23 protein-coding genes are annotated in these 23,535 nt (G+C 59.2%); 3 read left to right on the forward strand and 20 right to left on the reverse strand.

Annotated features, from left to right (window positions below; translation table 11 throughout):
* Positions 1-267: 267 nt before the first annotated feature.
* Genes flgG through flgB form a run of 6 tightly spaced genes read right to left on the reverse strand, consistent with a single transcriptional unit; the run spans position 268 to position 4,616 of the window.
* Positions 268-1,050 (reverse strand): flagellar basal-body rod protein FlgG, encoded by a 783-nt coding sequence (gene flgG, locus ACL2XQ_RS15440; RefSeq protein WP_410015401.1) that lies wholly within the window; start codon positions 1,048-1,050, stop codon positions 268-270.
* 19 nt (positions 1,051-1,069) lie between these two features.
* Entirely contained in the window at positions 1,070-1,828 is a 759-nt protein-coding gene (locus tag ACL2XQ_RS15445) for a flagellar basal body rod protein FlgF (protein ID WP_410015402.1), read from the reverse strand.
* 21 nt (positions 1,829-1,849) lie between these two features.
* Positions 1,850-3,055: a flagellar hook protein FlgE gene (gene flgE / locus ACL2XQ_RS15450; RefSeq protein ID WP_413722611.1), complete on the reverse strand. Its 1,206-nt coding sequence runs from the start codon at positions 3,053-3,055 to the stop codon at positions 1,850-1,852.
* A 57-nt stretch (positions 3,056-3,112) separates the two neighbouring features.
* The gene (gene flgD / locus ACL2XQ_RS15455; RefSeq protein ID WP_410015404.1) at positions 3,113-3,781 is read right to left on the reverse strand and encodes a flagellar hook assembly protein FlgD; all 669 of its coding nucleotides are present in this window, start codon (positions 3,779-3,781) and stop codon (positions 3,113-3,115) included.
* A gap of 12 nt (positions 3,782-3,793) precedes the next feature.
* Positions 3,794-4,198 carry a flagellar basal body rod protein FlgC gene (flgC, locus tag ACL2XQ_RS15460; protein ID WP_410015405.1) on the reverse strand — a complete coding sequence of 135 codons (405 nt, stop codon included), beginning with the start codon at positions 4,196-4,198 and terminating at the stop codon, positions 3,794-3,796.
* A gap of 7 nt (positions 4,199-4,205) precedes the next feature.
* Positions 4,206-4,616: a flagellar basal body rod protein FlgB gene (flgB, locus tag ACL2XQ_RS15465; RefSeq protein ID WP_413740526.1), complete on the reverse strand. Its 411-nt coding sequence runs from the start codon at positions 4,614-4,616 to the stop codon at positions 4,206-4,208.
* Positions 4,617-4,811: 195 nt separating this feature from the next.
* On the opposite strand from flgB, the gene flgA reads away from it, so the two are divergent.
* From flgA to ACL2XQ_RS15480, 3 genes are all read left to right on the forward strand, one after another.
* Positions 4,812-5,558: a flagellar basal body P-ring formation chaperone FlgA gene (gene flgA / locus ACL2XQ_RS15470; RefSeq protein WP_413722610.1), complete on the forward strand. Its 747-nt coding sequence runs from the start codon at positions 4,812-4,814 to the stop codon at positions 5,556-5,558.
* A 96-nt stretch (positions 5,559-5,654) separates the two neighbouring features.
* Positions 5,655-5,951 (forward strand): flagellar biosynthesis anti-sigma factor FlgM, encoded by a 297-nt coding sequence (gene flgM, locus ACL2XQ_RS15475; protein WP_410015407.1) that lies wholly within the window; start codon positions 5,655-5,657, stop codon positions 5,949-5,951.
* Positions 5,952-5,960: 9 nt separating this feature from the next.
* Positions 5,961-6,404 carry a flagella synthesis protein FlgN gene (locus ACL2XQ_RS15480; protein WP_413722609.1) on the forward strand — a complete coding sequence of 148 codons (444 nt, stop codon included), beginning with the start codon at positions 5,961-5,963 and terminating at the stop codon, positions 6,402-6,404.
* Here the strand turns inward: ACL2XQ_RS15480 and ACL2XQ_RS15485 are convergent.
* The 14 genes from ACL2XQ_RS15485 to motA all read right to left on the reverse strand — a co-directional run bounded on the left by ACL2XQ_RS15485 (position 6,394) and on the right by motA (position 23,534).
* Complete coding sequence (locus ACL2XQ_RS15485) at positions 6,394-7,038, reverse strand: flagellar protein FlhE (protein WP_413732896.1); 645 nt, start codon at positions 7,036-7,038, stop codon at positions 6,394-6,396. The genes ACL2XQ_RS15480 and ACL2XQ_RS15485 overlap by 11 nt on opposite strands.
* Complete coding sequence (flhA, locus tag ACL2XQ_RS15490; protein ID WP_410015410.1) at positions 7,035-9,122, reverse strand: flagellar biosynthesis protein FlhA; 2,088 nt, start codon at positions 9,120-9,122, stop codon at positions 7,035-7,037. Before flhA ends, ACL2XQ_RS15485 begins: the two co-directional genes overlap by 4 nt.
* Before the next feature lies 1 nt (position 9,123).
* Positions 9,124-10,266, reverse strand: coding sequence for a flagellar biosynthesis protein FlhB (flhB, locus tag ACL2XQ_RS15495; protein ID WP_413730565.1), 1,143 nt, complete (start codon positions 10,264-10,266; stop codon positions 9,124-9,126).
* 148 nt (positions 10,267-10,414) lie between these two features.
* Positions 10,415-11,056 carry a protein phosphatase CheZ gene (gene cheZ, locus ACL2XQ_RS15500; RefSeq protein ID WP_413722606.1) on the reverse strand — a complete coding sequence of 214 codons (642 nt, stop codon included), beginning with the start codon at positions 11,054-11,056 and terminating at the stop codon, positions 10,415-10,417.
* 12 nt (positions 11,057-11,068) lie between these two features.
* Positions 11,069-11,458 carry a chemotaxis response regulator CheY gene (gene cheY / locus ACL2XQ_RS15505; protein ID WP_410015413.1) on the reverse strand — a complete coding sequence of 130 codons (390 nt, stop codon included), beginning with the start codon at positions 11,456-11,458 and terminating at the stop codon, positions 11,069-11,071.
* 40 nt (positions 11,459-11,498) lie between these two features.
* Entirely contained in the window at positions 11,499-12,545 is a 1,047-nt protein-coding gene (locus ACL2XQ_RS15510) for a chemotaxis response regulator protein-glutamate methylesterase (RefSeq protein ID WP_410015414.1), read from the reverse strand.
* The gene (cheR, locus tag ACL2XQ_RS15515; protein WP_413732897.1) at positions 12,542-13,402 is read right to left on the reverse strand and encodes a protein-glutamate O-methyltransferase CheR; all 861 of its coding nucleotides are present in this window, start codon (positions 13,400-13,402) and stop codon (positions 12,542-12,544) included. Before cheR ends, ACL2XQ_RS15510 begins: the two co-directional genes overlap by 4 nt.
* 34 nt (positions 13,403-13,436) lie before the next feature.
* Positions 13,437-15,056 carry a methyl-accepting chemotaxis protein gene (locus tag ACL2XQ_RS15520; RefSeq protein ID WP_413723429.1) on the reverse strand — a complete coding sequence of 540 codons (1,620 nt, stop codon included), beginning with the start codon at positions 15,054-15,056 and terminating at the stop codon, positions 13,437-13,439.
* Between the two features lie 40 nt (positions 15,057-15,096).
* On the reverse strand, positions 15,097-16,767 hold the full coding sequence (locus tag ACL2XQ_RS15525) for a methyl-accepting chemotaxis protein (protein ID WP_413722605.1): 1,671 nt from the start codon (positions 16,765-16,767) through the stop codon (positions 15,097-15,099).
* Positions 16,768-17,503: 736 nt separating this feature from the next.
* Complete coding sequence (locus ACL2XQ_RS15530) at positions 17,504-18,712, reverse strand: IS256 family transposase (RefSeq protein WP_413740493.1); 1,209 nt, start codon at positions 18,710-18,712, stop codon at positions 17,504-17,506.
* Between the two features lie 161 nt (positions 18,713-18,873).
* Positions 18,874-19,371 (reverse strand): chemotaxis protein CheW, encoded by a 498-nt coding sequence (gene cheW / locus ACL2XQ_RS15535; RefSeq protein WP_410015417.1) that lies wholly within the window; start codon positions 19,369-19,371, stop codon positions 18,874-18,876.
* Positions 19,372-19,409: 38 nt separating this feature from the next.
* Positions 19,410-21,467: a chemotaxis protein CheA gene (cheA, locus tag ACL2XQ_RS15540; RefSeq protein ID WP_410016568.1), complete on the reverse strand. Its 2,058-nt coding sequence runs from the start codon at positions 21,465-21,467 to the stop codon at positions 19,410-19,412.
* A 10-nt stretch (positions 21,468-21,477) separates the two neighbouring features.
* Positions 21,478-22,647: a flagellar motor protein MotB gene (gene motB / locus ACL2XQ_RS15545; RefSeq protein ID WP_413732901.1), complete on the reverse strand. Its 1,170-nt coding sequence runs from the start codon at positions 22,645-22,647 to the stop codon at positions 21,478-21,480.
* Complete coding sequence (gene motA / locus ACL2XQ_RS15550; RefSeq protein WP_410015419.1) at positions 22,644-23,534, reverse strand: flagellar motor stator protein MotA; 891 nt, start codon at positions 23,532-23,534, stop codon at positions 22,644-22,646. The genes motB and motA overlap by 4 nt, the downstream gene beginning before the upstream one ends.
* Between the last annotated feature and the right edge of the window lies 1 nt (position 23,535).

A 23,535-nucleotide genomic window follows, 5' to 3' on the forward strand; every position in this document is an offset into this window, starting at 1 on the left:
CGCACAGCCCTGCAGCGTCAACAGGCCGAGCGCCGCCAGTACGCGCGCCAGAGGCCGGCCCGGAAACGCCGGCCTGGCTGCTGGCGATGCATAGGTACTCTTTTTCAGTTTCATATGACCTGTCTATCCTGGCCGGCAAATCAGCCGCCGCGAAGCGCGGTTGATCGTGACACCGTCACTTAAAAAAATCCGCCATGATCGGCGATATGTTACGTTGTAACGAAATGCTGATTTAATGTTACAACGTAACCTATGCCTTTACCCGGTTTAGAGCTGCGTCAGCTTTTGCAGCATGGCATCAGAGGCGGTAACGGCTTTGCTGTTGATTTCATAAGCGCGCTGCACCTGGATCATGTCCACCAATTCCTCCGCCACATTGACGTTGGAGGTTTCCACGTACCCCTGGTACAACAATCCGACGCCATTCTGGCCCGGCGTGGATTCATTCGGCGCGCCGGAGCTGTCGGTTTCCTGATAGAGATTTTCGCCCAGGCTCTGCAAACCGGCCTCGTTGATAAAATTACTCAACGTGAGCTGGCCGACCTGGCTGGCGGCGGCCTGCCCCTGGGTGGTGACGCTCACCACCCCGTCACGGGCCACTGCGACGGTCAGGGCATTTTCCGGCACGGTAATCGCCGGCTGGATAAGATAGCCGCTGGAGGTCACCAACTGGCCGTTTTGATTGACCTGGAACGAACCGTCGCGGGTATAGGCGGTGGTGCCGTCGGGCATTTGCACCTGAAAAAAGCCTTTGCCGTTAATGGCGACGTCTTTGGTGTTTTCCGTCTGCTGAAGATTGCCCTGGCTGTGCAGGCGTTCGGTAGAGACAGGCCGTACCCCGGTACCCAGCTGTAATCCGGAAGGCAGGGTGGTTTGTTCCGACGACTGCGCGCCAGGCTGGCGTACCGTTTGGTACAGCAAATCCTCGAATACCGCCCGCTGGCGTTTAAAGCCGTTGGTGCTGACGTTCGCCAGGTTATTGGAAATCACATCCATATTGGTCTGCTGTGCATCCAGACCCGTTTTGGCAATCCATAATGAACGGATCATCCGTTAATACTCCCGAAAATTAGCTAAGTGAAAGCAGCTGGTTGGCATGCTCCGCGTTTTGATCGACATCGGCGATAACCTTCATCTGCATTTCGAAACGCCGGGCGCTGCCAATCATATCCACCAGGGTTTCCGCGGTGTTGACGTTACTGCCTTCAAGCACGCCGGGCATGACCTTAATGGTCTCGTCGTTGGGCAAGGTTCCTCCCGTCGCGGCGCTGGCGGCGGCGGTAAGATGAAATAAGCCGTCGTCGCCGCGCTCCAGCTGGCTGTCGTCGGCGGGTTTAACCCGCTTAAGCTGCCCTACCGGCCCGATGGTGTTGGGCGCGTCGCCGTCGCCCAGCGCCGAAACGGTACCGTCGGCCGCAACCGTAATGGCCGATTGGGTCGGCACCGTCAGCGGACCGCCTTGCCCCATGACGGGATATCCCTGGATCAGCAATTGGCCGGTAGCGTCCACCTGCATATTACCGTTACGGGTATAGGCCTCGGTGCCGTCGGGCAGTTGCACCGCCAGCCAGCCCTGATCCTGAACCGCCACATCCAGGGGGCGATCGGTGTTATCCAATGGCCCCTGGGTCATCAGCGCGCCGGGGGTCGAGGCGACCACCAGCGTGCGCGTCGGCAGGGTCTGGCCCTCGATGGGCACCGCCCGCATGGCGAACAGCTGCGCGCGAAACCCCGGCGTCGAGGCGTTGGCCAGGTTATTGGTAATGATCGCCTGCTGGTCAAGGGTCTGGCCGGCGGCGCCCATAGCGGTATAAATTGCGTGATCCATTGGCTTATTCCGTCAGAGTGGTCAGCTTAAGTTGACCAGCGTTTGCATAATCGTGTCCTGCGCCTTGATGGTCTGCGCGTTCGATTGATAATCGCGCTGGGCGACAATCAGATTGACCAGCTCCTTGCTCAGATCGACGTTGGAGCTTTCCAGCGCTTCCGGGGTCAGCGAACCGAAATTACCGCTGCCGGCGGTGCCGACCACGGCCTGCCCTGACGCGGACGTGGCGGTCCAGACGTTATTGCCGTCGGATTTCAGCCCCTGAGGATTGGCGAAGTTGGCCAGCACGATTTGTCCCAGCAACTGGTTCTGGCCGTTGGAGTAGGTGCCGGTGATGGTGCCGTCGTCATTGATGGCATACTTGGTCAGATCGCCGGCGTAATAGCCGTTCTGATCCTGGCCGCTGACGCTGCTGGTCGTGGTGTACTGCTGCTGGGAACCCTTAAAGCTGATATTGAATGCGCCGGCGAGGGAGCCGTTAACGCCGCTCATAGCGACATTAAAATTATCGGTGCCGGTCAGTTGGCCGTTGGTGTCGAAGGACAGGGTGCCAAGATCGTCGACCGTGCCGGTGCTGTCGCTGCCGTCGATGCTATGCACTTTCCAGGTGTTATCCGCGGTCTTGACAAAATAGAAGCTCATATTATGCGGATTGCCGAGACTGTCGTAGGTGGTCAGCGGCTGCGCGAAACTATAGGAGGTGGTATCGGCGGCGCTGAACTTGGTGTCGTCGAGTATCGCCGAGCCGGAGTTGAGTTTCAGCGTCATAGAGCCGGTGGTGGTGGCTTTCGCCGTCATGCCGGTGGTCGGGATGGTGAGATTAACCGGATTGGCGCCCTGCTGTATGGTCGGCGGCGTGCCGGTGGCGGCATAGCCGGTCACGTTCAGGCCGCTGGTGGTAACCAGGTTGCGCTCAGGATCCAGATGCCAATCGCCGTTTCGGGAGTAATACACCGAACCGCTGGCGTCCGTCAGGCGGAAAAAGCCGCTGTTGGAAATCGCCACGTTCAGATTATTATCGGTGGTGTTCACCGTGCCGTCCTTGAAATTCTGCGACACCGAGGCCACCTTGACCCCCAGCCCCACCTGGGAGCTGGCGTAGACATCGGCAAAGGACACGGAAGCTGATTTAAAGCCGCTGGTTTCGGAGTTGGCGATATTGTTACCGATAACGTTTAAATTATTTGAGGCGGCATTCAACCCGCTGACCGCTTGTGAAAAACCCATTTGACTCTCCTGTGGTAAAAACACCCGGCCTGCCGCGCTCGACGGCGCCCGTGCCCATTAGATGATTTGACGAACCTTATCCAGCGTGATGTTGCCGGCCAGGCCAAGGTTCAGCTCCGTGCCGCCGGTGGCATTGTTGTTCACGCCATAGACCGCGGCGTATTGCAACGGCGTGCTCACCACGCTGGCGCCGGCCGCCGTTGTCGCGGCCACCGTGAAGGTGTAGGCCCCTTCCGGTACGGCGGCGCCGGCATCGTTGGTACCGTCCCAGGAAAAGCTATGCACGCCGGCGGTTTGCGCGCCGAGATCGACGGTGCGCACCACGGTGCCGGCGGAATCCTTAACGGTGACGGTGGTGGTGGCGGACGCATTATCCAGCGACACGCCGAACGGCGTGGTGGAGCTATCGGCGCCCACCAGAATGCCGCTGCCGTCGATCATCACGCCGTGGCCGACCAGGGTGGACGCCTGCAGCGACTGGCTGGTGGTCAGCTGACCGGAAATCGACCCCAGGGTGGTATTGAGGTTTTCAATGCCGCTGAGGGTGCTGATCTGCGCCAGTTGCGTGGTCAGTTGCGCGTTGTCCATGGGATTGGTCGGGTCCTGGTTTTGCAACTGCGCCACCAGCAGCTTCAGAAACTGATTCTGCAGGTCTGCGCTGCTGCTACTGGTACTGGTGGCGGCGGACGTGGCGGTGGTGTTATTGGTGTTAACGGTGGTGCTCATGGGTTGCTCCGATTATTGACCCAGCGTCAGGGTTTTTTGCATCAGGGTTTTGGCGGTGTTCAGCACTTCAATATTGGCCTGGTAGCTGCGCGAGGCAGACATGCTGTTCACCATCTCATCGACCACGTTGACATTCGGCATCCGCACATAGCCTTTTTCATCCGCCATGGGGTTGCCCGGCTGGAAGACCAGTTTTTCCGCTTCCGACGATTCCACCACCCCGCTGACCTGCACGCCCCCTATTTCTTGCCCGGCGGGCGCCGCGACCTGGAACACCACTTCCTTGGCATGGTAGGGCTGGCCGTCCGGCCCGGTGACGCTGTCCGCGTTGGCCAGGTTGCTGGCGGCCACGTTCATCCGCTGGGATTGCGCGGTAAGCGCCGATCCGGAAATAGCAAAAATCGAAGTCATACCCATGGGCTATTTACTCCTGTAGCACCGACATCATGTTTTTAATCTGTCCGCCCAGTACCGTCAGGTCGGTTTGATATTGCAGGCTGTTTTCGGCAAACTGCGTTCTTTCGCGATCCATGTCCACGGTATTGCCGTCCAGGGCCGGCTGGTCCGGCACGCGGTATAATAGTTCCCTGGCGGCGGGGGCGGAGGTGGACGCCTCGATATGGCGCGTCGACGTGGTGGTCAACGACAGTGAGTTGCCGCTGGCGCGTCCCTGCGTGATCGCTTTGTTTAATTCGCTGGCAAAATCGATATCGCGCGCCTGATAGCCCGGGGTATCGGCATTGGCGATATTGGCGGCAAGTATTTCCTGACGCTGCGCGCGCAGGTTGAGGGCTTCCTGCTGGAATTGCAGGGCGGCATCAAGCTTATCAATCATCATTATCCTAAGAAGGCTATACTGATTTATGCTTGCCAGCTTAGACGCAACATTCCCTTCCCTATCGTTGGAATAAGCATGAATTGCAGCGCTAATTTACCCATTGGCGGCAAACGGGGACCGGTACACTTGTTTTCCGGGGTTATCGCGCAAAGAGGCGGGTAACAGCAATTCCTCCACCGACAAGGTCATGGCGTGAGCGGACAAAACAGACAACAGCCGGAGGGCGAACCCACGCGGGCGCCGGCGGGCGGTGCTTGGCGTATGGCGGCGCGGCGCGTAGCCAACGGTTTTTTGTATGGCATGGCGGGCGCCCTGCTGTTGTCCACCGGCGCCCGGGCGGCCGATCGCCTTACCGAGGGACTGACCGATTTTTTGCTGCGGCAATATGCCTCGCCGCCGGTCGAGCTGAAGGTGGTGGTAAAAACGCCGGCCGCCCGCCGGCCGGACTGCGAACAGCCGCAGTTTTCATTGCCCGCCAATAATCGCGCCCGGGGGAATATCAGTGTCCAGGTGATCTGCGGCAATCAAAAACGCTATGTGCAGGCCGAGGTGCAGGTCACGGATCGCTATCTGGTCACCGCCCGCGCCATTTCCGCTAACCAGACGCTGGCGCAGGGGGATGTCGTCTGGCAGACCGGGCGCGTGGACAACATGTCCGTGACGCCGCTCACCGACATGGCCTGGGTTTACGGGAGTCTCAGCGAACGCGCCCTGGGCAGCGGTCAGGTATTGACCGCCGCCATGCTGCGTCGTCCCTGGCTGGTCAAAACCGGCCAGCCCGTGCAGGTCACGGCGCAGGGCGATGGATTTTCGGTGCAAGGCACCGGCAAGGCGATGGGCAACGCGGCGGTCAACGATCGCCTGCGGGTGCGGATGGAGTCCGGCCAGATGGTCGTCGGCCAGGTCACCCCTGATGGCGGCATCCGCATTGAGCCTTAACGGCCGCGCTGATTAAAAATTAAAGCTTTGGGTAATTTGACCGATAATTCAGGATAAGCCTTTAGCACCATTTATCCCCTACCTAAGCGAGATTGTATGAGTATTGAAAGTACGCGCCCGATACGACCCCTGTCCACCCTGCCGGGTAACGACCAGGGTACTGTCCAGTCGCCGAAAGCCAAGGCCGCCGCTCCCGCCGTCACGCCCGGCGAAGAGACGCGGGTTAAGCTGAGCGATGCCCAGGCGCAACTGCGCCAGCCCGGCAGCAATGACATCAACGTCGCCAAGGTGGAAAGCCTGAAGCAGGCGATCCGCAACGGCGAATTAAAAATAGATACCGGCAAAATTGCCGATGCGCTGATCGCGCAAACGCAATCGATGCTGGATGAATAAGCGACCGCCATGAACGAACTGGAACAGATCTGCGCCCGGATGCTGGGTATTTTGCAGCAATTGGAACTGACCCTGGTGGAAGAACAGCGTTTACTGAGCGCCGGCCAGGTGAATACGGCGTTGCTGCACCGGGTGACGGAAAACAAAAACGAGCAGTTAACCACCCTGCAGTATGTGGATCACCACCGCCAGCAGCAGGCGCAAGCCAGCGACGCCGGCAATCCTCCTTATGAGCCGCATCCCGGCCTGCACCGGATTTGGCTGGCCATCACGCGCCTGACGGAAGATCTCAGCCGCAATAACTACCGTAACGGTTTATTGCTGGCGCAGCACCTTAAGCATAACGATCAGGTATTATCGGTATTGGATGAATATCAAACCCAGCGCCGCATGTACGGCCCCGACGGCCAGGCCCTGGGCGGCAGCGCGCTCGGGCGCAAATTCAGCGTTTAATGTCTCCCTGGTAATTCACCAGCACCTGGTAGCGGTTTACTATCAGCGGTTGATTTATCACCCCGCGCCCAGCGACTTGTATCAATAGCGTCACCGGATTGTCCGCGGGCTGGCCAGCCATGGCGTCGCTGCGCCCGGCCAGGCCGTCCAGATAAACACATTTCCCCGGCATGCAGAGCGCCAGAACAACCTGTGACGGCAATGGCCGCCCGGTTTCTATCCGCCAGTTGATCGACGTGACGCGCACCCCGGTCGGTAAAGGCGCGAAGGGGCGCATCGGCGGGCTGCTTTTGGCGCTGCCGCGCTGGGAAAGCACCAGCATTTGCCCTGTCCCCTGCCATCCTCCCTGCGCGCCGCCCTTGATCTGATGGCCAAAACCCGCGGGGGCGTCCGGCGCCGCGCGCCGCGCGGCAAGATCCGCAGGCGGCATACGGACAGGGCCCGTACCGCCCCCCGGCGCCACCACTCGCGCGCTGACGCCAAGCGCCGCCCCGGCGACCGGCACGCCATTGCCCGGTGCGGGCATGGCGGCGGCCAGCGGCGCCAGGCCGGTTAGCGCGCCCGCAACCAGATACCCCGCAACCAGATACCCCGCCAGCGGACGACGCCTGACCCGCTGCCGCCGCCCGGTCACTGGGTGGCGCCCAGCATGGAGGTCATGCGGATTTGCCGCTGGTCGCTGACCTCCAGGTTGGAGAGCACCGCCATCTGCGGCAGAGTACGGCGCAGAAAGCGCGCCAGCAGCGGGCGCAGGCTATGGTTGACCAGCAATACAGGCGGCGCGTTCAGGTTTTCCTGCTGCGCCAATACGTCCCTGGCCTGGGCCAGCACGCGATCCGCCATGCCCGGCTCCAGTCCGCCGCCGCTTTGCAACGCCTGCAGCAGGACGCGCTCCAGCGCCAGATCCAGGCCGATAACCTGGATTTCGCTGTCGCCCGGAAACCAGCGCTGGGTAATAGCCCGTCCCAGAGCCACCCGCACCACGACCGTCAACTCCGCCGGATCTTTTTGCACCGGGGCATGTTCGACCAGGGTTTCGATAATAGTGCGCATATCGCGGATCGGCACGCTTTCCGCCAGCAGGTTTTGCAATACTTTATGAAAAATCGTCAGCGACAGGGTGCCGGGAATAAAGTCTTCGGTCAGTTTCGGCATTTCCTGGGTAACGCGTTCCAGCAACTGCTGCGTCTCCTGACGGCCCAGCAATTCGCTGGCATGGATGCCGATCAGATGGTTGAGATGGGTGGCCACCACCGTACTGGCCTCGACCACGGTGTAGCCTTGTATCTGCGCCTGCTCTTTCAGGGCGCTGTCAATCCAGACCGCCGGCAGGCCGAACGCCGGATCGCGGGTCACGTCGCCGGCCAGTTCTCCCGCCGCGCCGCCGGGATTAATCGCCATCCAGCGACCGGGGTAGGCTTCGCCGCGCCCCATTTCAACGCCTTTCAGCAGGATACGGTAACTGGCGGGCTGCAGCTCCAGGTTATCGCGGATATGCACCACCGGCGGGAGATAACCGGTTTCCTGGGCGAATTTTTTGCGGATACTGCGGATACGGCCCAACAGCTCGCCGTTCTGCTGGAAATCCACCATGGGGATCAGACGGTACCCCACCTCCATGCCCAACGGATCCTCCAGCTGCACATCGCTCCAGCTGGCTTCCTTGGCGAAGGCGTTTTCCTGCTGCGCCACCGCGGGCGGCGCCTCGGCCGCGGGACCGTCCATGGTCTTGCCACGCAGCCACCAGGCCAGTCCCAGCAGCATGGCGGTAAAGAATAAAAACACCAGGTTGGGCATACCGGGAACCAGCCCGAGCAGCCCCAGCACGCAGGCGCTCAGCAGCATCACCCGCGGATTATTGAACAGCTGGCCGACCATTTGCTGGCCGACGTCCTCGTTGCTGCCCACGCGGGTGACGATAACGCCCGCGGCGGTGGAGATCACCAGCGCCGGGATCTGCGCCACCAGGCCGTCGCCGATGGTCAGCAGGGTATAACTTTCCGCCGCGTTGCCCAGGCTCATGCCGTGCTGGATCATGCCCACCAGCAGCCCGCCGATCACATTGATCACCATGATCATCAGGCCGGCGATGGCGTCGCCGCGCACAAATTTACTGGCCCCGTCCATGGAGCCGTAGAAATCCGCTTCCTGGGTCACTTCGCTGCGCCGGCTCTTAGCTTCCTCCTCGCCGATCAGGCCGGCGTTGAGGTCGGCGTCGATGGCCATTTGTTTGCCGGGCATGCCGTCGAGCACGAAACGCGCCCCAACTTCGGCGATACGTCCCGCCCCCTTGGTGATCACCATAAAGTTGATCACCACCAGGATAATAAACACCACGATACCAATGGCGAAATTGCCCCCCACCAGGAAATGGCCAAACGCCTCGATGACCCGGCCCGCCGCCGCGGTGCCGGAATGGCCGTGCAGCAGGATGATGCGCGTCGAGGCGATGTTCAGGGACAGCCTGAGCAGAGTGGAAAACAGCAGGATGGTGGGAAAGGCCGCGAACTCGAGGGTTTTGCGGGTAAACATCGCCACCAGCAGCACCATGATCGACAGGGCGATATTAAAGGTAAACAGCAGATCCAGCACCAGGGCCGGCAACGGCAGCACCATCATCGACAGGATCATGAGAATCAATACCGGCCCGGCCAGGATCTGCCATTGGATAGTCTTGAAATTCGAAGGCAAACGTAATAATGCTACCAGATTGGCCATATCACTCTTTCTCGTGGGCAAAATCCAGTGCCGCCGGCACCGGTAAATGTTCAGGTTTTTTCGGAATCAGGCCGCCCTGGCTGCGCCAGCGCTTGAGCTGGTAAACCCAGGCCAGCACCTCGGCCACCGCCGCGTACAACTGGGCCGGAATGGCCTCGCCGATGTCGCTGTGCCGGTAAAGCGCGCGGGCCAGCGACGGCGCCTCCAGCATCGGCACATGATGGGTTTCCCCCAGCGCGCGGATGCGCATGGCGATGTCGCCGGCGCCTTTGGCCACCACCTTCGGCGCGCTCATTTTACTGTCTTCATAACGCAGCGCGACGGCGTAATGGGTCGGGTTGGTGATGATAACGTCCGCCGCCGGCACGTCGCGCATCATGCGCCGGCGCGACATGGCGCGCTGCTGCTGGCGAATATGGTTTTTGACGTGCGGGTCCCCTTCCTGGTCCTTGAACTCGTCGCGGATTTCCTGGCGGGTCATGCGCAGCTTCTTGATATGGCTCCACAGTTGCCAAAAGGCGTCGAACGCCACGATGGGAATAAATGACAGGATAACCATCAGCGCGCAGGTGGCGATCAGGCCCAGGGCATCTCCCAGCGCCGCGATCGGCGATTCCAGCACCAGATGCAGCATGCGCGGCCAGTTATGCCACAGGAACCAGCCGGTGACCCACCCCGCCAGCAACGCTTTCAGAATGGCCTTGAACAGCTCCGACAGCGACTGGGCGGATACCACCCGTTTCAGGCCCGGCAGCGGATTAAGTTTTTTTAAATCAAATTTTATCGAGCCGGGATTAAACATCACCCCGCCCAGCAGCGACGGCGCTACCAGCGCCATCACCACCAGTCCGGCAAACACCGGCAGCAGCGCCCAGACGGTTTGGCCGATAAGCGATTCCACCTGGAACAGGATTTGCCGGTCGTCGCTGATAATACCGTGGTCAAAGCGCAATCCCTGGGCCAGCATCGCCGCCAGCTGACGCGCCAGCGGCTCGCCGCCCATCCATAACACGGCCAGCCCGGTCACCAACATCAATACCGAGGTTAATTCACGCGATCGGGGGATCTGTCCCTCTTCACGAGCCTTATCCAACCGGTGGGCGGTGGGGGCCTCGTTTTTTTCCTGATCGCTGTCTTCCGCCATCACTGTTCCCGAATGCGTTTTGCCATGGGCATTATCTTACCAGCATGACAAATTACGCCCGGACCGATGGCGGGAACAGCGCGTTAAAGCGACGGTTATTTGGCGCATAGGCGTAGCCCGGACGACGGTCCGGGCCGGGAGAAAGGATTTAAAAACCGAGGCTGTCGAGCAGGTCGTCCACCTGGCCCTGGTTGGCCACCACGCCGTCGACGCTGTGATCAAGCTGCGGGCCGTTGAGCAGGCCGTCGCTGGCGCGTTTGCCCTTCGCCGGCTCCGGCATGTTTTCCAGCAACACCATCAGCAGCTGCTTTTCTATTTCCTGGATCACATCCATCATGCGCTTGATCACCTGGCCGGTCAGATCCTGGAAGTCCTGCGCCATCATGATCTCCAGCAATTGGGCATGGGTAAAGGCGGTATGGCCGGGCACCTCGGCCAGGTAGTGCCGGGTATCGGTCACCAGCTCGCGCGCGTCGGCCAGCTCAATGGGGCTGTCGAACCACTGGTCCCAACGGGTGGTCAGCCCCTTGGCGCCACGTTCCATGGCGGTCTGCCGTGGTTGCGCCGCCTCGACGCAGTTCAGCGCGCGCTCAGCCGCCTGGGCGGTCATCTGCACCACATAATCCAGCCGGTCGCGGGCGTCGGGGATGGCTTCGGCGGCCTGGGCGATGGCCTGGTCGAGGCCCAGTTCCTTCAGGCTGTCGCGCAGCATACGCGTCAATTGTCCGATACGGGAGATGATATCCGTGGCGGTGGCGTTAACATTCGGCATGGTCGGTGTATTATTCATATCCCCTCCTGATTACATCCCCAGCTTTTCGAAGATCTTATTAAGCTTTTCTTCCAGTGTCGCCGCGGTAAACGGCTTAACCACATAGCCGCTGGCACCCGCCTGCGCGGCGGCAATGATATTTTCCTTCTTGGCTTCCGCGGTCACCATCAGCACCGGCAGCGCGGCCATCGCGCCATCGGCGCGGATATTCTGCAGCAGGGCCAGTCCGTCCATATTCGGCATATTCCAATCGGAAATGACAAAATCAATCTTGTTGGCGCGCAGCTTGGTGAGAGCGTCGACGCCATCCTCGGCTTCGTCCACATTGTTAAAGCCAAGTTCCTTTAGCAGGTTACGGACGATGCGACGCATTGTCGCGAAATCGTCCACCACCAGAAACCTGAGTTCTTTGTCCGCCATACCTACTCCTGTTATTAACATGTAACCCGCTCGCGGGCCGCTAAATACGTAATGCCTGACCGCTGCTGATTTGCGCCATCATTCTCTGGCTCATCTGATGCAGCGGCACGGTTTCGTTGCTGGCGCCCATGGCAATCGCCTCGCGCGGCATGCCGAACACCACGCAGCTGGACTCGTCCTGCGCCAGGGTATAGGCGCCGGCGTTGCGCATCGCCAGCATGCCGGCGGCGCCGTCATTGCCCATGCCGGTCAGGATCACCCCGACGGCGTTGCGCCCGGCGAATTGCGCCACCGAATGAAACAGGACGTCCACCGATGGGCGGTGCCGGTTGACCGGCTCGCCGTCATGCAGCCGGATCTGGTAGTTGGCGCCGCTGCGGGCCAGCTCCATATGCCGGGCCCCGGGTGCGATGTAGGCGTGCCCCGGCAATATCCGCTCGCCGTCCTCGGCTTCCTTTACCGTTATCTGGCAAAGCTTGTTCAACCGTTCGGCAAAGGAGCGGGTAAATCCCGGCGGCATATGCTGGGTAATCAGCAGCGCCGGGCTATTGGCCGGCAACGGCTCCAGAACGTGGCGGATCGCCTCCGTTCCGCCGGTGGACGCGCCGATGGCAATCAGCTTCTCGCTGCTCAGCAGCGGGACATGGATGATCGGCGCGGCATCGGTCGAGCGCCGCTGCGGCAGCCTGGCGCGGGAGGCGGTGCGGATCTTCTCGGCAATGGCTTCGCTATAGGCCAGCATGCCGTCGCGCAGGCCGGTCTGGGGTTTGGTCACAAAATCAATCGCCCCCAGCTCCAAAGCCCGCAGGGTGATTTCCGAGCCGCGCCCGGTCAGTGACGACACCATCACCACCGGCATCGGCCGCAGGCGCATCAGTTTTTCCAGGAAATCCAGCCCGTCCATGCGCGGCATTTCCACATCCAGCGTCAGCACTTCCGGGTTTAATTTTTTAATCAGATCGCGGGCCACCAGCGGATCGGGCGCGGTGGCCACCACTTCCATATCGGGAAAACCATTAATGATTTCAGTCATTAATTGGCGCATCAGCGCGGAATCATCTACGCAAAGCACTCTGATTTTTCTCATATTCTTTCCTTAGTAAGCTGATAGACCGTTTGTCCGCGCAGCTTGAAATCCTGGCTTATCTGACTAAAATTTTCCGAATGGCCGGCAAACAGCAACCCGCCGGGCTTCAGCAACGGCGCGAAGCGTCGCAAAATGCGCTCCTGCGTCTCCTTATCAAAATAAATCATTACATTACGGCAAAATATCGCGTCGAAAGGCCCGGGCAACGCCCACTCTGCCGCCAGCAGGTTCAGGTACTGAAACCGCACCATGGCGTTCAGTTCGGGCCTGACCCGCGCCAGCCCGTCATGGGGACCGGTGCCGCGCAGAAAGAACCGCTGCCGCTGCACGGTGCTCAGCCCGCGCAGTTCTTCATGGCGGTACACGCCGGCGCGGGCTTTGTCCAACACCTGGGTATTGATATCGCTGCCGATAACCGACACCTGCGCCAGCGAACCCGTCAGGGTTTCCATCAGCGTCATGGCGATGGAATAAGGCTCCTCGCCGGTGGAAGCCGCGGTGCTCCAGACGCTGTACGGTCCCGGCCGCTCCTTGGCGTGCCGCGCCAGCACCGGGAAATGGTGCTGTTCACGGAAAAAGGCCGTCAGATTGGTGGTCAGCGCATTGACGAATATCTCCCACTCCGGCCCCTTGACATCGGCATCCAGCAGCGCCAGATAGGTGCCGAAGTCCGCTATATTCAGCGTACGCAGCCGCCTGACCAGGCGGTTATACACCATCTCCCGCTTATGGCTGGCCAGCACAAGGCCGGCCCGCTGGTAGATCAATTGGCAGATGCGCTGGAAATGCGCATCGGATAAGGGCACCTGCTGTGCCCAGTTAGACCATTTTGCGGCAATTTCAGCTTGGTTTGACATAGGGTTTCTCGCTGCGCCGCGCTTGCGTTTGGCGTTAGGTTATGGACCCGAGTTGCCGGGTGCTGAGGTCTGAAGCCATTGGTTCATCCTGGTTTTCCTGCAGCTCATGCTGCGTTAGCCTGAATACCCGTACCGCCTGCATTAATGCTTCCGCCTGTGATTCCAGCGCATGGCCGGCGGCGGCTGATTGTTCCACCAGCGACGCATTCTGCTGGGTTGCCGCGTCCATTTGATTGACGGCGGTGGCGACCTGTTCAATGCCCCGGCTTTGCTCATCCGACGCCGAGGCGATTTCACCCATGATATCGGTGACACGGGCCACCGAACGCACGATCTCATCCATGGTTTCACCGGCGGAGGCCACCAGCTCCGACCCCTGCTGTACCCGGGTCGCCGACTCGTCAATCAACCCCTTAATCTCTTTGGCCGCCTGGGCGCTGCGCTGCGCCAGACTGCGTACTTCACCCGCCACCACCGCGAACCCGCGGCCCTGCTCGCCCGCGCGTGCGGCTTCCACCGCCGCGTTCAGCGCCAGGATATTGGTCTGGAAGGCGATGCCGTCTATCACGCTTGTGATATCGCTGATTTTGCGCGAGCTTACGGCGATATCGGCCATGCGTTTAACCACGTTGCCGGTCAGCGTGCCGCCTTTTTGCGCGGTGCTGGATGCATCGCTGGCCAGTTTGCTGGCCTGACGGGCATTTTCGGCGTTCTGCTTCACCGTCGAGGTCAGCTGCTCCATGCTGCTGGCCGTTTCCTCAAGCGCCGCGGCCTGTTGTTCGGTACGTGACGACAGGTCGTTATTGCCGCTGGCGATTTCCTGGATGCCGCTAAGCATGGCATCGGTGCCCTGGCGTACGGTCATCACCGTTTGCGCCAGTTCATCGCGCATCGTCTCCAACTGATGAAACAGCTGGCTGATTTCGTTGCGTCCGCTGACCTCGATACGGTTACCCAGGTCGCCGCCGGCAATGGCGTTGAAATGGCCGCTCATTACGGCCAGCGGCCGCAGCAGCATACGTTTCAGCCACAGCAGGGCCACCAGCGTCAGCAGCGCGGTCATGCCGGTCATCAGCCCCAGCATCCAGCCCGAACGGCCATAGGCGATGCGATTTGCCTCGCTGGCTTCGCCAATCACCCCGGAAAGCTGGGTCATATAGGCGTTGTACTGCAGTTCGAACGCATCCTGGAACTTCTGCGTGGGCTGGCCCATAAAGGCCTGGACATTACCGTTGTCCAGCATCTCTATCGCCTCATGCATCGCCTGGTCGAATTCCTTGAAACTCTTCACGGTCTTGACGCGCAGCGCCTGCTCCGCTTCGTTGTCCGCCGGATAGGCGTTGAATTCCTTAAACACCGCTTCCCCATGGCTCAGCCTTTTTTTGGCGTCCGCCATCAGGGGCAGGATCTGCTCAAGCGGCGTATAAGACGCAAAACGCGTTGCCGCCCGGTTCAGGGAATTACGGGTTTGCAGCATCTCCGACCAACTCATGCTCAGCGAGTTACGTTTCAGGTTGTCCGCCTCCACCTGATGAAAGTTCTCGCTGCTGCGCCTGAAATTTTCAAACGAGAGTCCGCTGCTGACCAGCTGCATCAGGCCAAAGATCAAAACAATCATGATCAGGCTGGTGGAAATCCGTATACGCGTTAACATCATTAACCTCATGCCGGTGTGTGGCTTATATAATGCGTAGTTAGAAGGTTTCCCAATTTTCCTGCGACGTGCTTTCCGTGGTTTTTTTTGCCGTCGCGGACGAGGGCGTTTGCGGCACAGGGACCACCGCCTTTTCCGTCGCGGGCGCCGCCGCCGTCTCCAGCCGGAATACCGACACGGCCTGGGTCAACAGGCCGGCCTGCGCTTCCAGTTGAGCAGCGGCCTGGGCCGACTGCTGCACCAGGGCGGCATTCTGCTGCGTGGTGCGATCCATTTCCGCCACCGCCTCGCCCACCTGGTCGATACCGTGGCTTTGCTCATCGGACGCGGAAGAAATTTCGCCCATGATATCGGTCACGCGTGTCACCGCGTCGACAATCTCCGACATAGTTTCGCCGGCGCTTTCCACCAGCGCCGAACCCACGTCGACACGATTAACCGAATCGTCAATCAGTCCCTTGATTTCCTTCGCCGCCTGGGCGCTGCGCTGCGCCAGACTGCGCACCTCGCCCGCCACCACTGCGAATCCGCGCCCCTGCTCCCCGGCGCGCGCCGCCTCTACCGCCGCGTTCAGGGCCAGGATATTGGTCTGGAAAGCAATGCCGTCGATAACACCAGTAATATCGGCTATCTTCTGCGAGCTTCCGGCAATTTCATGCATGGTAGTGACCACGTTATCCACCACCTTGCCGCCCTTTTGCGCGGTTTCCGACGCGCTCAGAGCCAGTTGCCGCGCCTGACGGGCATTCTCGGCGTTCTGTTTCACCGTGGCGGTCAACTGCTCCATGCTGGCGGCCGTTTCCTCCAGCGCCGACGCCTGCTGCTCGGTGCGCGCGGACAAATCGTTATTGCCGGCGGCGATTTCGCCGGCGCCGCTGTAAATGGCGTCGGCGCTTTGGCGCACGGTATGCACGGTGCCGGTCAGCGCATGCTGCATATCCCGCAGGCTCTCCGCCAGCATGCCCATTTCATTACGGCTGTTTAATGTCAGCGCCTGGGTAAGATCGCCCGCGGCGATACCGCGGATATGGCTTATCAGATAGCGCAGCGGATGCAGCAGGATGCGGCGGATGCCGACCCACACCAACAGGGAAATCAGAATAAAAATGACCAGAACACCGCCCAGCACGCCGAGGGACTGGTTATAGGACTGCTGGTTCATGTCCACCGCGTCGTTATAGAGGCGGATATTCCCGGCCAGGTAACGGCTATAGGTATCCTCGAAATTATTTTGCACCGCCTGGGTAGGCTGCGCGTAAAAATCAACGATATTGCCGTTGCTCAATTGGGTATTGAGCTCGGCCAATGCGGAGTGCAGGGCATCATAGCGCTGTTTCATGGCCTGAATATTGGCCTCGTCCTGCCCTTCCTCGCGCGGCATCGCCATGAAATTACCGAAGGTCTGCTCCGAACGCCGCAGGGTCCCCACCGCTTCGGATAATAATTCGGTCACCGTTGCGCCGCTGCCCATTTTATTCTCGTCCATCAGGTAACGCACCGCCGCCCGGTTAAGGGTATTACGGGTCTGGACCAGGGCAACCCAACTGGCGCTCAGCGCGGTCTGCTGCTTACGCAGATTCTGATACACGCCAAAATAGTGCTGATCTTGTTTCAGCGAATGATAAAACACGCCTCCGGAGGAGAGTTGTAATAAACAAAAAATTATCAACACAAGAACTAAGCCGGTCACTACTCTTATTCGGTTAAACATGCCTGTTTTCCCACTACAACTGGTGCTAATTGTATCGGCAGGCAACCGCCAAACTTTACCGCTATCGTCAGAAATTAGCGCCAGGCCCGCGAGCACCCAGTACCAAACCGAGCCTGTTCAAGGAATAGCGTGCCAATGGGGTCGAATTGGGCATGGTGTTCCTGCCCAACCGAGGCCCCATGGCACGGTATGCCCGCCAGCACCAAACCTAAAGCAAACGTGTTAAAGGGAGAGCGTGCCGATGGGGTCGAATTGGGCATGGTGTTCCTGCCCAACCGAGGCCCCATGGCACGGTATGCCCGCCAACACCGCGCTTAAAGCAGACGTGTTCAAGGGAGAGCGTGCCAATGGGGTCGAATCGGGCGTGATTTTCCCGCCCGACCGAGGCCCCATGGCACGGTATGCCCGCCACCACCGCGCTTAAAGCAGACGTGTTCAAGGGAGAGCGTGCCAATGGGGTCGAATCGGGCGTGATTTTCCTGCCCGACCGAGCGCCCCATGGCACGGTATGCCCGCCAGCACCGGGCCTAAAGCAATCGTGTTAAAGGGAGAGCGTGCCTATGAGGTCGAATCGGGCGTGATTTTCCCGCCCGACCGAGCGCCCCATGGCGCGGTATGCCCGCCAGCACCGGGCCTAAAGCAATCGTGTTAAAGGGAGAGCGTGCCAATGGGGTCGAATCGGGCGTGATTTTCCCGCCCGACCGGAGCCTGTTTAGGAATCTGTGTAAACGCCTTTTTATAAATGACCACTTAAACGATCTCCAAATTCTATACTAAAACGATTCAATGCCATCTTCCACTCCCTCACCGGCATCGACCATTTTTTTGACGCCGCCTGGATGGCCAGCCACACCACTTTTTTTACCGATTCGTCTGACGGGAATACCTTGCGTTTTTTAATAGCGTGTCGGATCACGCTGTTTAGCGACTCGATGGCGTTTGTGGTGTAGATCGCTTTGCGAATGTCTTCCGGATAGGCGAAGAATGTCGCAAGGTTAGTCCAGTTAGCCTGCCAGCTCCGGCTTACTTGCGGATAACGGGAGTTCCATACGCTGGCGAACGTCTCCAGCGCCCGCTGTCCCGCTTCCTCCGTCGGTGCCTGGTACACTGCCTTCAAGTCTCGCATGACGGCCCTGGCGTCTTTCCAGGAGACAAAGCGCAGGCTGTTACGCACCATGTGTACGATACAAAGCTGAATGCAGGTCCTCGGGTAGACCGTATTAATAGCGTCAGGAAAGCCTTTCAGGCCATCGACGCAGGCGATAAAAATATCCTGTAATCCCCGGTTTTTAAGCTCGGTCAACACGTTTAGCCAGAACTTCGCGCCTTCGTTCTCTGCCATCCACATGCCCAGCAGTTCCTTTTGGCCTTCAATGTTAATTCCCAACGCCAGATACACGGATTTATTGATGACGCGACCGTCGTGGCGAACTTTTACCACGATGCAGTCCAGGTAAATGATGGGATAGAGCGTATCGAGTGGGCGATTCTGCCATTCAGTGACCTGCTCCAGAACCGCCTCAGTGACTTTCGATATCAGTGCTGGTGAGACATCCGCATCGTACATTTCCTTAAACATCGCCGATATCTCACGGGTGGTCATGCCTTTGGCATAAAGCGCCAGGATCTGGTCATCCATTCCGGTAATACGGGTCTGATTTTTCTTCACTAGTTGGGGCTCGAAGGTCCCTTCGCGATCACGAGGTGTCCTCAGCTCTAGCGGGCCATCACCTGTGGTAACCGTTTTAGAGGAATAACCGTTACGGGCGTTGGAACCCGATTTGAGCTGATTTTTCTCATAACCCAAATGGTGAGTCAGTTCAGCTTTAAGGGCAGCCTCAACACTTAATTTTTTTAAAAACCGATCAAATTGGCTCAGATCCTCAGGGGTTTTGAGACTTTTAGCCAGCTCAGTTGCGAGAGCCTGTAGCAATTTTTCGTCCATAAATTCACCTAATTCTAATGATGGATTGAACATATCAAAATCAGGCGATTACACAATCTTATGTACAGGCTCCCCGACCGAGCGCCCCATGGCACGGTATGCCCGCCAGCACCGGGCCTAAAGCAATCGTGTTAAAGGGAGAGCGTGCCTGTGGGGCTTATTTACGCCATGGCGACGCTATCCACCAGCGCCATTTCCTCGCTATTCAACAACCGCTCAATATCCACCAGGATAAGCATCCGTTCGCCCAGCGACCCCAGGCCCGTCAAATACTCAGTCGCCAGGGTCACGGCAAATTCCGGCGCCGGGCGGATCTGCTCGGCGGTCAACGACAACACGTCGGAAACGCCGTCGACAACAATGCCCACCACCCGCTGGTACAGGTTCAGCACAATCACGACCGTATTGTCATTGTACATAACATCCGACTGCGCGAACTTAATGCGCAGATCCAATATCGGCACAATCACGCCGCGCAGATTGGTAACGCCTTTGATAAAGGCCGGCGTATTAGCGATCCGCGTCACCTGATCATAACCACGGATCTCCTGTACCTTCAGGATATCAATACCATATTCTTCATCGCCCAGCGTAAAGATCAGAAACTCCTGACCCACGGTTTCTCCGTTCAGCGCGGTGACGCTTGCAAGTCCTGCCATGGTTTTCACCTTTTAATCAGTCGGCTAAATAAGATAAATTAAGCAGCACCGGCCAACCGTTTACTACGGTTCAGGGCCTGTAGTGCGGACACATCGATAATCAGCGCCACGCTGCCATCGCCAAGAATGGTGGCGGCGGAAATTCCCGGTACCTTGCGATAATTGCTTTCCAGGTTTTTCACCACCACCTGATGCTGGCCGATAAGCTGATCCACCAGCAGGGCATAACGTCGCCCCGCGCTTTGCAGGATCACCACGATGCCCTGGGTCGGATCGGTCTTGGCGCCGTTGATATCAAACAAATGGTGCATTTCCACCAGCGGCAGGTATTCGCCGCGCACCTGCAAGACCTGCTCGCCGCCGGCAAGCGGGTGCAAATCGTCCGCCTGCGGCTGCAACGACTCCATCACGGTATTCAGCGGCAGGATAAACACATCCTGGTTTACCCGTACCGACATACCGTCCAGGATCGCCAGCGTCAGGGGCAGCAGGATGCGGATGGTGGTGCCTTTGCCGGCCTGGGACAAAATATCCACATGGCCGCCCATCGCCTGAATGTTGCGTTTCACCACATCCATGCCCACCCCGCGTCCGGAAACATCGGTCACCTGTTCGGCGGTGGAAAATCCCGGCGCGAAAATCAACATGCCCACTTCTTCGTCGGTCATGCTGTCGCTCACCGGCAGTCCCTGGGACAACGCTTTGGCCAGAATTCTTTCGCGGTTAAGGCCGGCGCCATCGTCGATCACCTCGATACAAATGTTGCCCCCCTGATGCTCGGCGCGCAGCTGCAGGTTGCCGACGGCCGGCTTGCCGAGCGCCGTACGGATATCCGGCGACTCAATCCCGTGATCGAGACTATTACGCACCAAATGGGTCAACGGATCGATAATACGTTCGATCAGGCTCTTATCCAGCTCGGTTGAACTGCCCTCAAGCGTCAGCTCCACCTGCTTATCCAGCTTGGCGGCGAGATCCCGCACCAGGCGCGGGAAACGGTTAAAGACATACTCCATCGGCATCATGCGGATCGACATCACCGATTCCTGCAGATCGCGGGCATTGCGTTCCAATTGCCCCATGCTGATCATTAAATCGCTATGTTCCACCGGATCCAGCGCGCCGGCGCGCTGGGCAATCATGGACTGCGTAATCACGAGTTCGCCGACCAGATTGATCAACTGGTCCACTTTCTCTACCGCCACCCGGATACTGGTATCAGCGGGTTTGACTCGTGCCGCGCCGGTATCGGCCTGTCTGGCCGGCGCGCCCGCGGCGTTGATGGGCGTGACATTGTCGGCGTGGCCGGCGTGCGCGATTTCGCCGACCTGGGCCTGGCCGGCGGCGGCCGGCAACGGGTTGGCATCGGGGGCTTCGGGGGCTTCGGCTACGGTCGCGGCGTCGGGCTCGGCGTCAAAATGAATCTGATCGGCATCCAGCACAAAACACAGCACTGCGCAGATGTCATCCTCGCTCACCGTGGTTTGCAGGCTGGCGCTCAGGCCGTCGGGCGTTTCCTCGTGAGCCAGCACCGTGCCGAGATTGCCCAGTTCCTCAAGCATCAGCGGAATTTCACTGGCTTTAAGGCCGCTAAGCCGTATGCGCAGCGCAGCATCCGCCGCGTCCGTTTGACCGGGACGCGGCGCCGCGTTCTGCTGGACATTGTCCGCCGCCTGTGCGACGGCGCCGTCGGCCGGCGCCACGGCGCCTTTAGCTTCCAAAGCCAGCTGGCGCAGCGCTTCGCAGATATAAGCAAAGCTTGCCGCATCAGGCTCCTGAGCCGTTTTGTAGGCATCTAATTGATCCTGCATGATATCTTTGGTTTCCAAAAACAGGTTAACAATCTCCGTGCTGAGGGACATCTCCCCCCGCCGCGCCTCGTCCAGAAGGTTCTCCAGCAAATGCGTGGTTTCCTGCAATACCGTAAAACCGAAGGTTCCCGCCCCGCCTTTAATCGAATGGGCGGCGCGAAAAATCGCATTCAGCTGTTCGCTATCCGGATTTTGCGGATCCAGTACCAGCAGGTGCTGTTCCATATCCGCCAGCAGTTCGGCGGCTTCATCAAAAAAAGTTTGGTAAAAAGCGCTTAATTCCATGCTCACGAAATCACCTCTGCTGTGAATCACGTTCGTTAAACGGCGAGGCAGCCGGAACGGAGGCCCCGGATGGCAAAGTAGCCGGGGCTGCGGCCGGTCCCCCGGATGATGAACTCGCCGGCGCCGCGTTGACGCCGGCATTGGTCTGCCGGGCGGTGGACGGCACAGGTTCCGCGGTTCCTGGCGGGGTTACCGCCGGCTCCCCTGCCGCTGGCGGCGCCGCGGGTTTCACTGGCGTCGATTCCGGTGTTCCCGGCGCCGCCGGGTCCGGAACCGGCGGCGTATCGGTAGCGTCCTTAAATGACGGCTGCTGCGTTAATCCTTTCGAGTTATTGATTTCCATCCCCTGGCTTTGCACGTTTTCATGTGCAATGCTCAGTTCCGTTTGCTTATTCAGCACCAGCAGGCTGATGCGGCGGTTAATCGCCGCGTCGGGCTGCTGCGGCGCAAGGCTCATGGTGGCGGCCATGCCCACCACCCGCAGGATTTTGCCTTCCGACAGCCCGCCGGTGATAAGTTCCCGCCTGGACGCGTTGGCGCGTTCAGCCGATAATTCCCAGTTACTGTAGCCGCGTTCGCCATTGGCGTAGGGGGCGGCGTCGGTATGCCCCGATATGCTGATTTTATTGGGAATATCATTGAGGATCGGCGCGATACCGCGCAGCACATCCCGCATATAGGGTTCCACCCGCGCGCTGCCGGTTTCAAACATCGGCCGGTTCTGGCTATCGAGGATCTGGATACGCAGCCCCTCGTCCACCAGATTGATAAGCAACTGGGGACGCAGCACCCGCAGGCGCGGATCGGATTCAATAAGCTGGTCCAGACGTTCGCGCAGCTTGTTCAGCCGTTTCTTTTCCAGCTTGTCCAACAGATCGTTAATGTTCTTATGCACATCGCCCTGCTGACGTGTCGGATCCGCGCCGCCGCCGGGGATGGGACTGGTATCCGAACTGCTGCGATTGCCGCCGGTCAGCGCCACGCTCAGCGGGGTGCGGAAATACTCGGCGATGGAAACCCGCTCCTTTGGCGTGGCGATGGCCAGCAGCCACATCACCAGGAAGAACGCCATCATGGCGGTCATGAAGTCGGCATAGGCGATTTTCCAGGAGCCGCCGTGCTCGGCATGGCGTTTGGACCCACGCCGTTTGCGTACCACGATGATCGGCTGGTTTTTCATGCATCCTCTTCCACCGGCTGCTGTTTAATCGGTTCCCTGGCCAACCTGACATGCGCCTCCAGTTCGCTGAACGACGGGCGCTCGGCGGAGAACAGCGTTTTTCGCCCAAACTCCACGGCGATTTGCGGCGCATAGCCATGGATACTGGAGAGCAGAGTAATTTTGATGCATTGCATCATTTTGGTGCTTTCATCTTTCTTTTGCCGCAGCAGCGACGCCAACGGCGAGACAAAACCATAAGCCAGCAGTATGCCTAAAAAGGTACCTACCATGGCCTCAGCTATCATCGCACCCAGCTCAACGGCCGAGCGGTCCGCTGCGGAAAGGGCGTGCACCACCCCCATAACCGCGGCGACAATACCGAAGGCCGGCAGCGAATCGCCTACCTGCCCCAGACTGCTGGCCGGTATATCGCATTCATGCTCATAAGTTTCGATTTCCTCATCCATCAGCGTTTCAATTTCAAACGCGTTCATATTGCCGCCGATCATCAGGCGTAAATAATCCGTAATAAAGTCCATCAGATGTTTGTCGGCAAGAATACGCGGATAGAGTTTAAAGATGTCGCTCTCATTGGGGGAATCGATATCAAATTCCAGTACCAGCATTCCGTGCTGGCGCGCCTTGGCCATTAAACGGAATAATAATGCCATGAGGTCCATATAGAGGGATTTGTTATATTTAGAGCCACGAAATAACTGCGGGAAGGCCTTTATTGTCAATCTGATCGCTTTGCCGTTATTGCCGACAATAAAGGCGCCAAGGCCAGCGCCGCCAATCATAAGAAACTCGGCAGGTTGATACAGCGCGCCCAGATGGCCGCCGACTAAGGCATAACCGCCAAATACGGCGCCCATTACCACAAGGTATCCCACTATCACTAACACA

Source organism: Sodalis sp. RH14 (assembly GCF_047324285.1).
Taxonomy (GTDB): Bacteria; Pseudomonadota; Gammaproteobacteria; order Enterobacterales; family Enterobacteriaceae; genus Acerihabitans.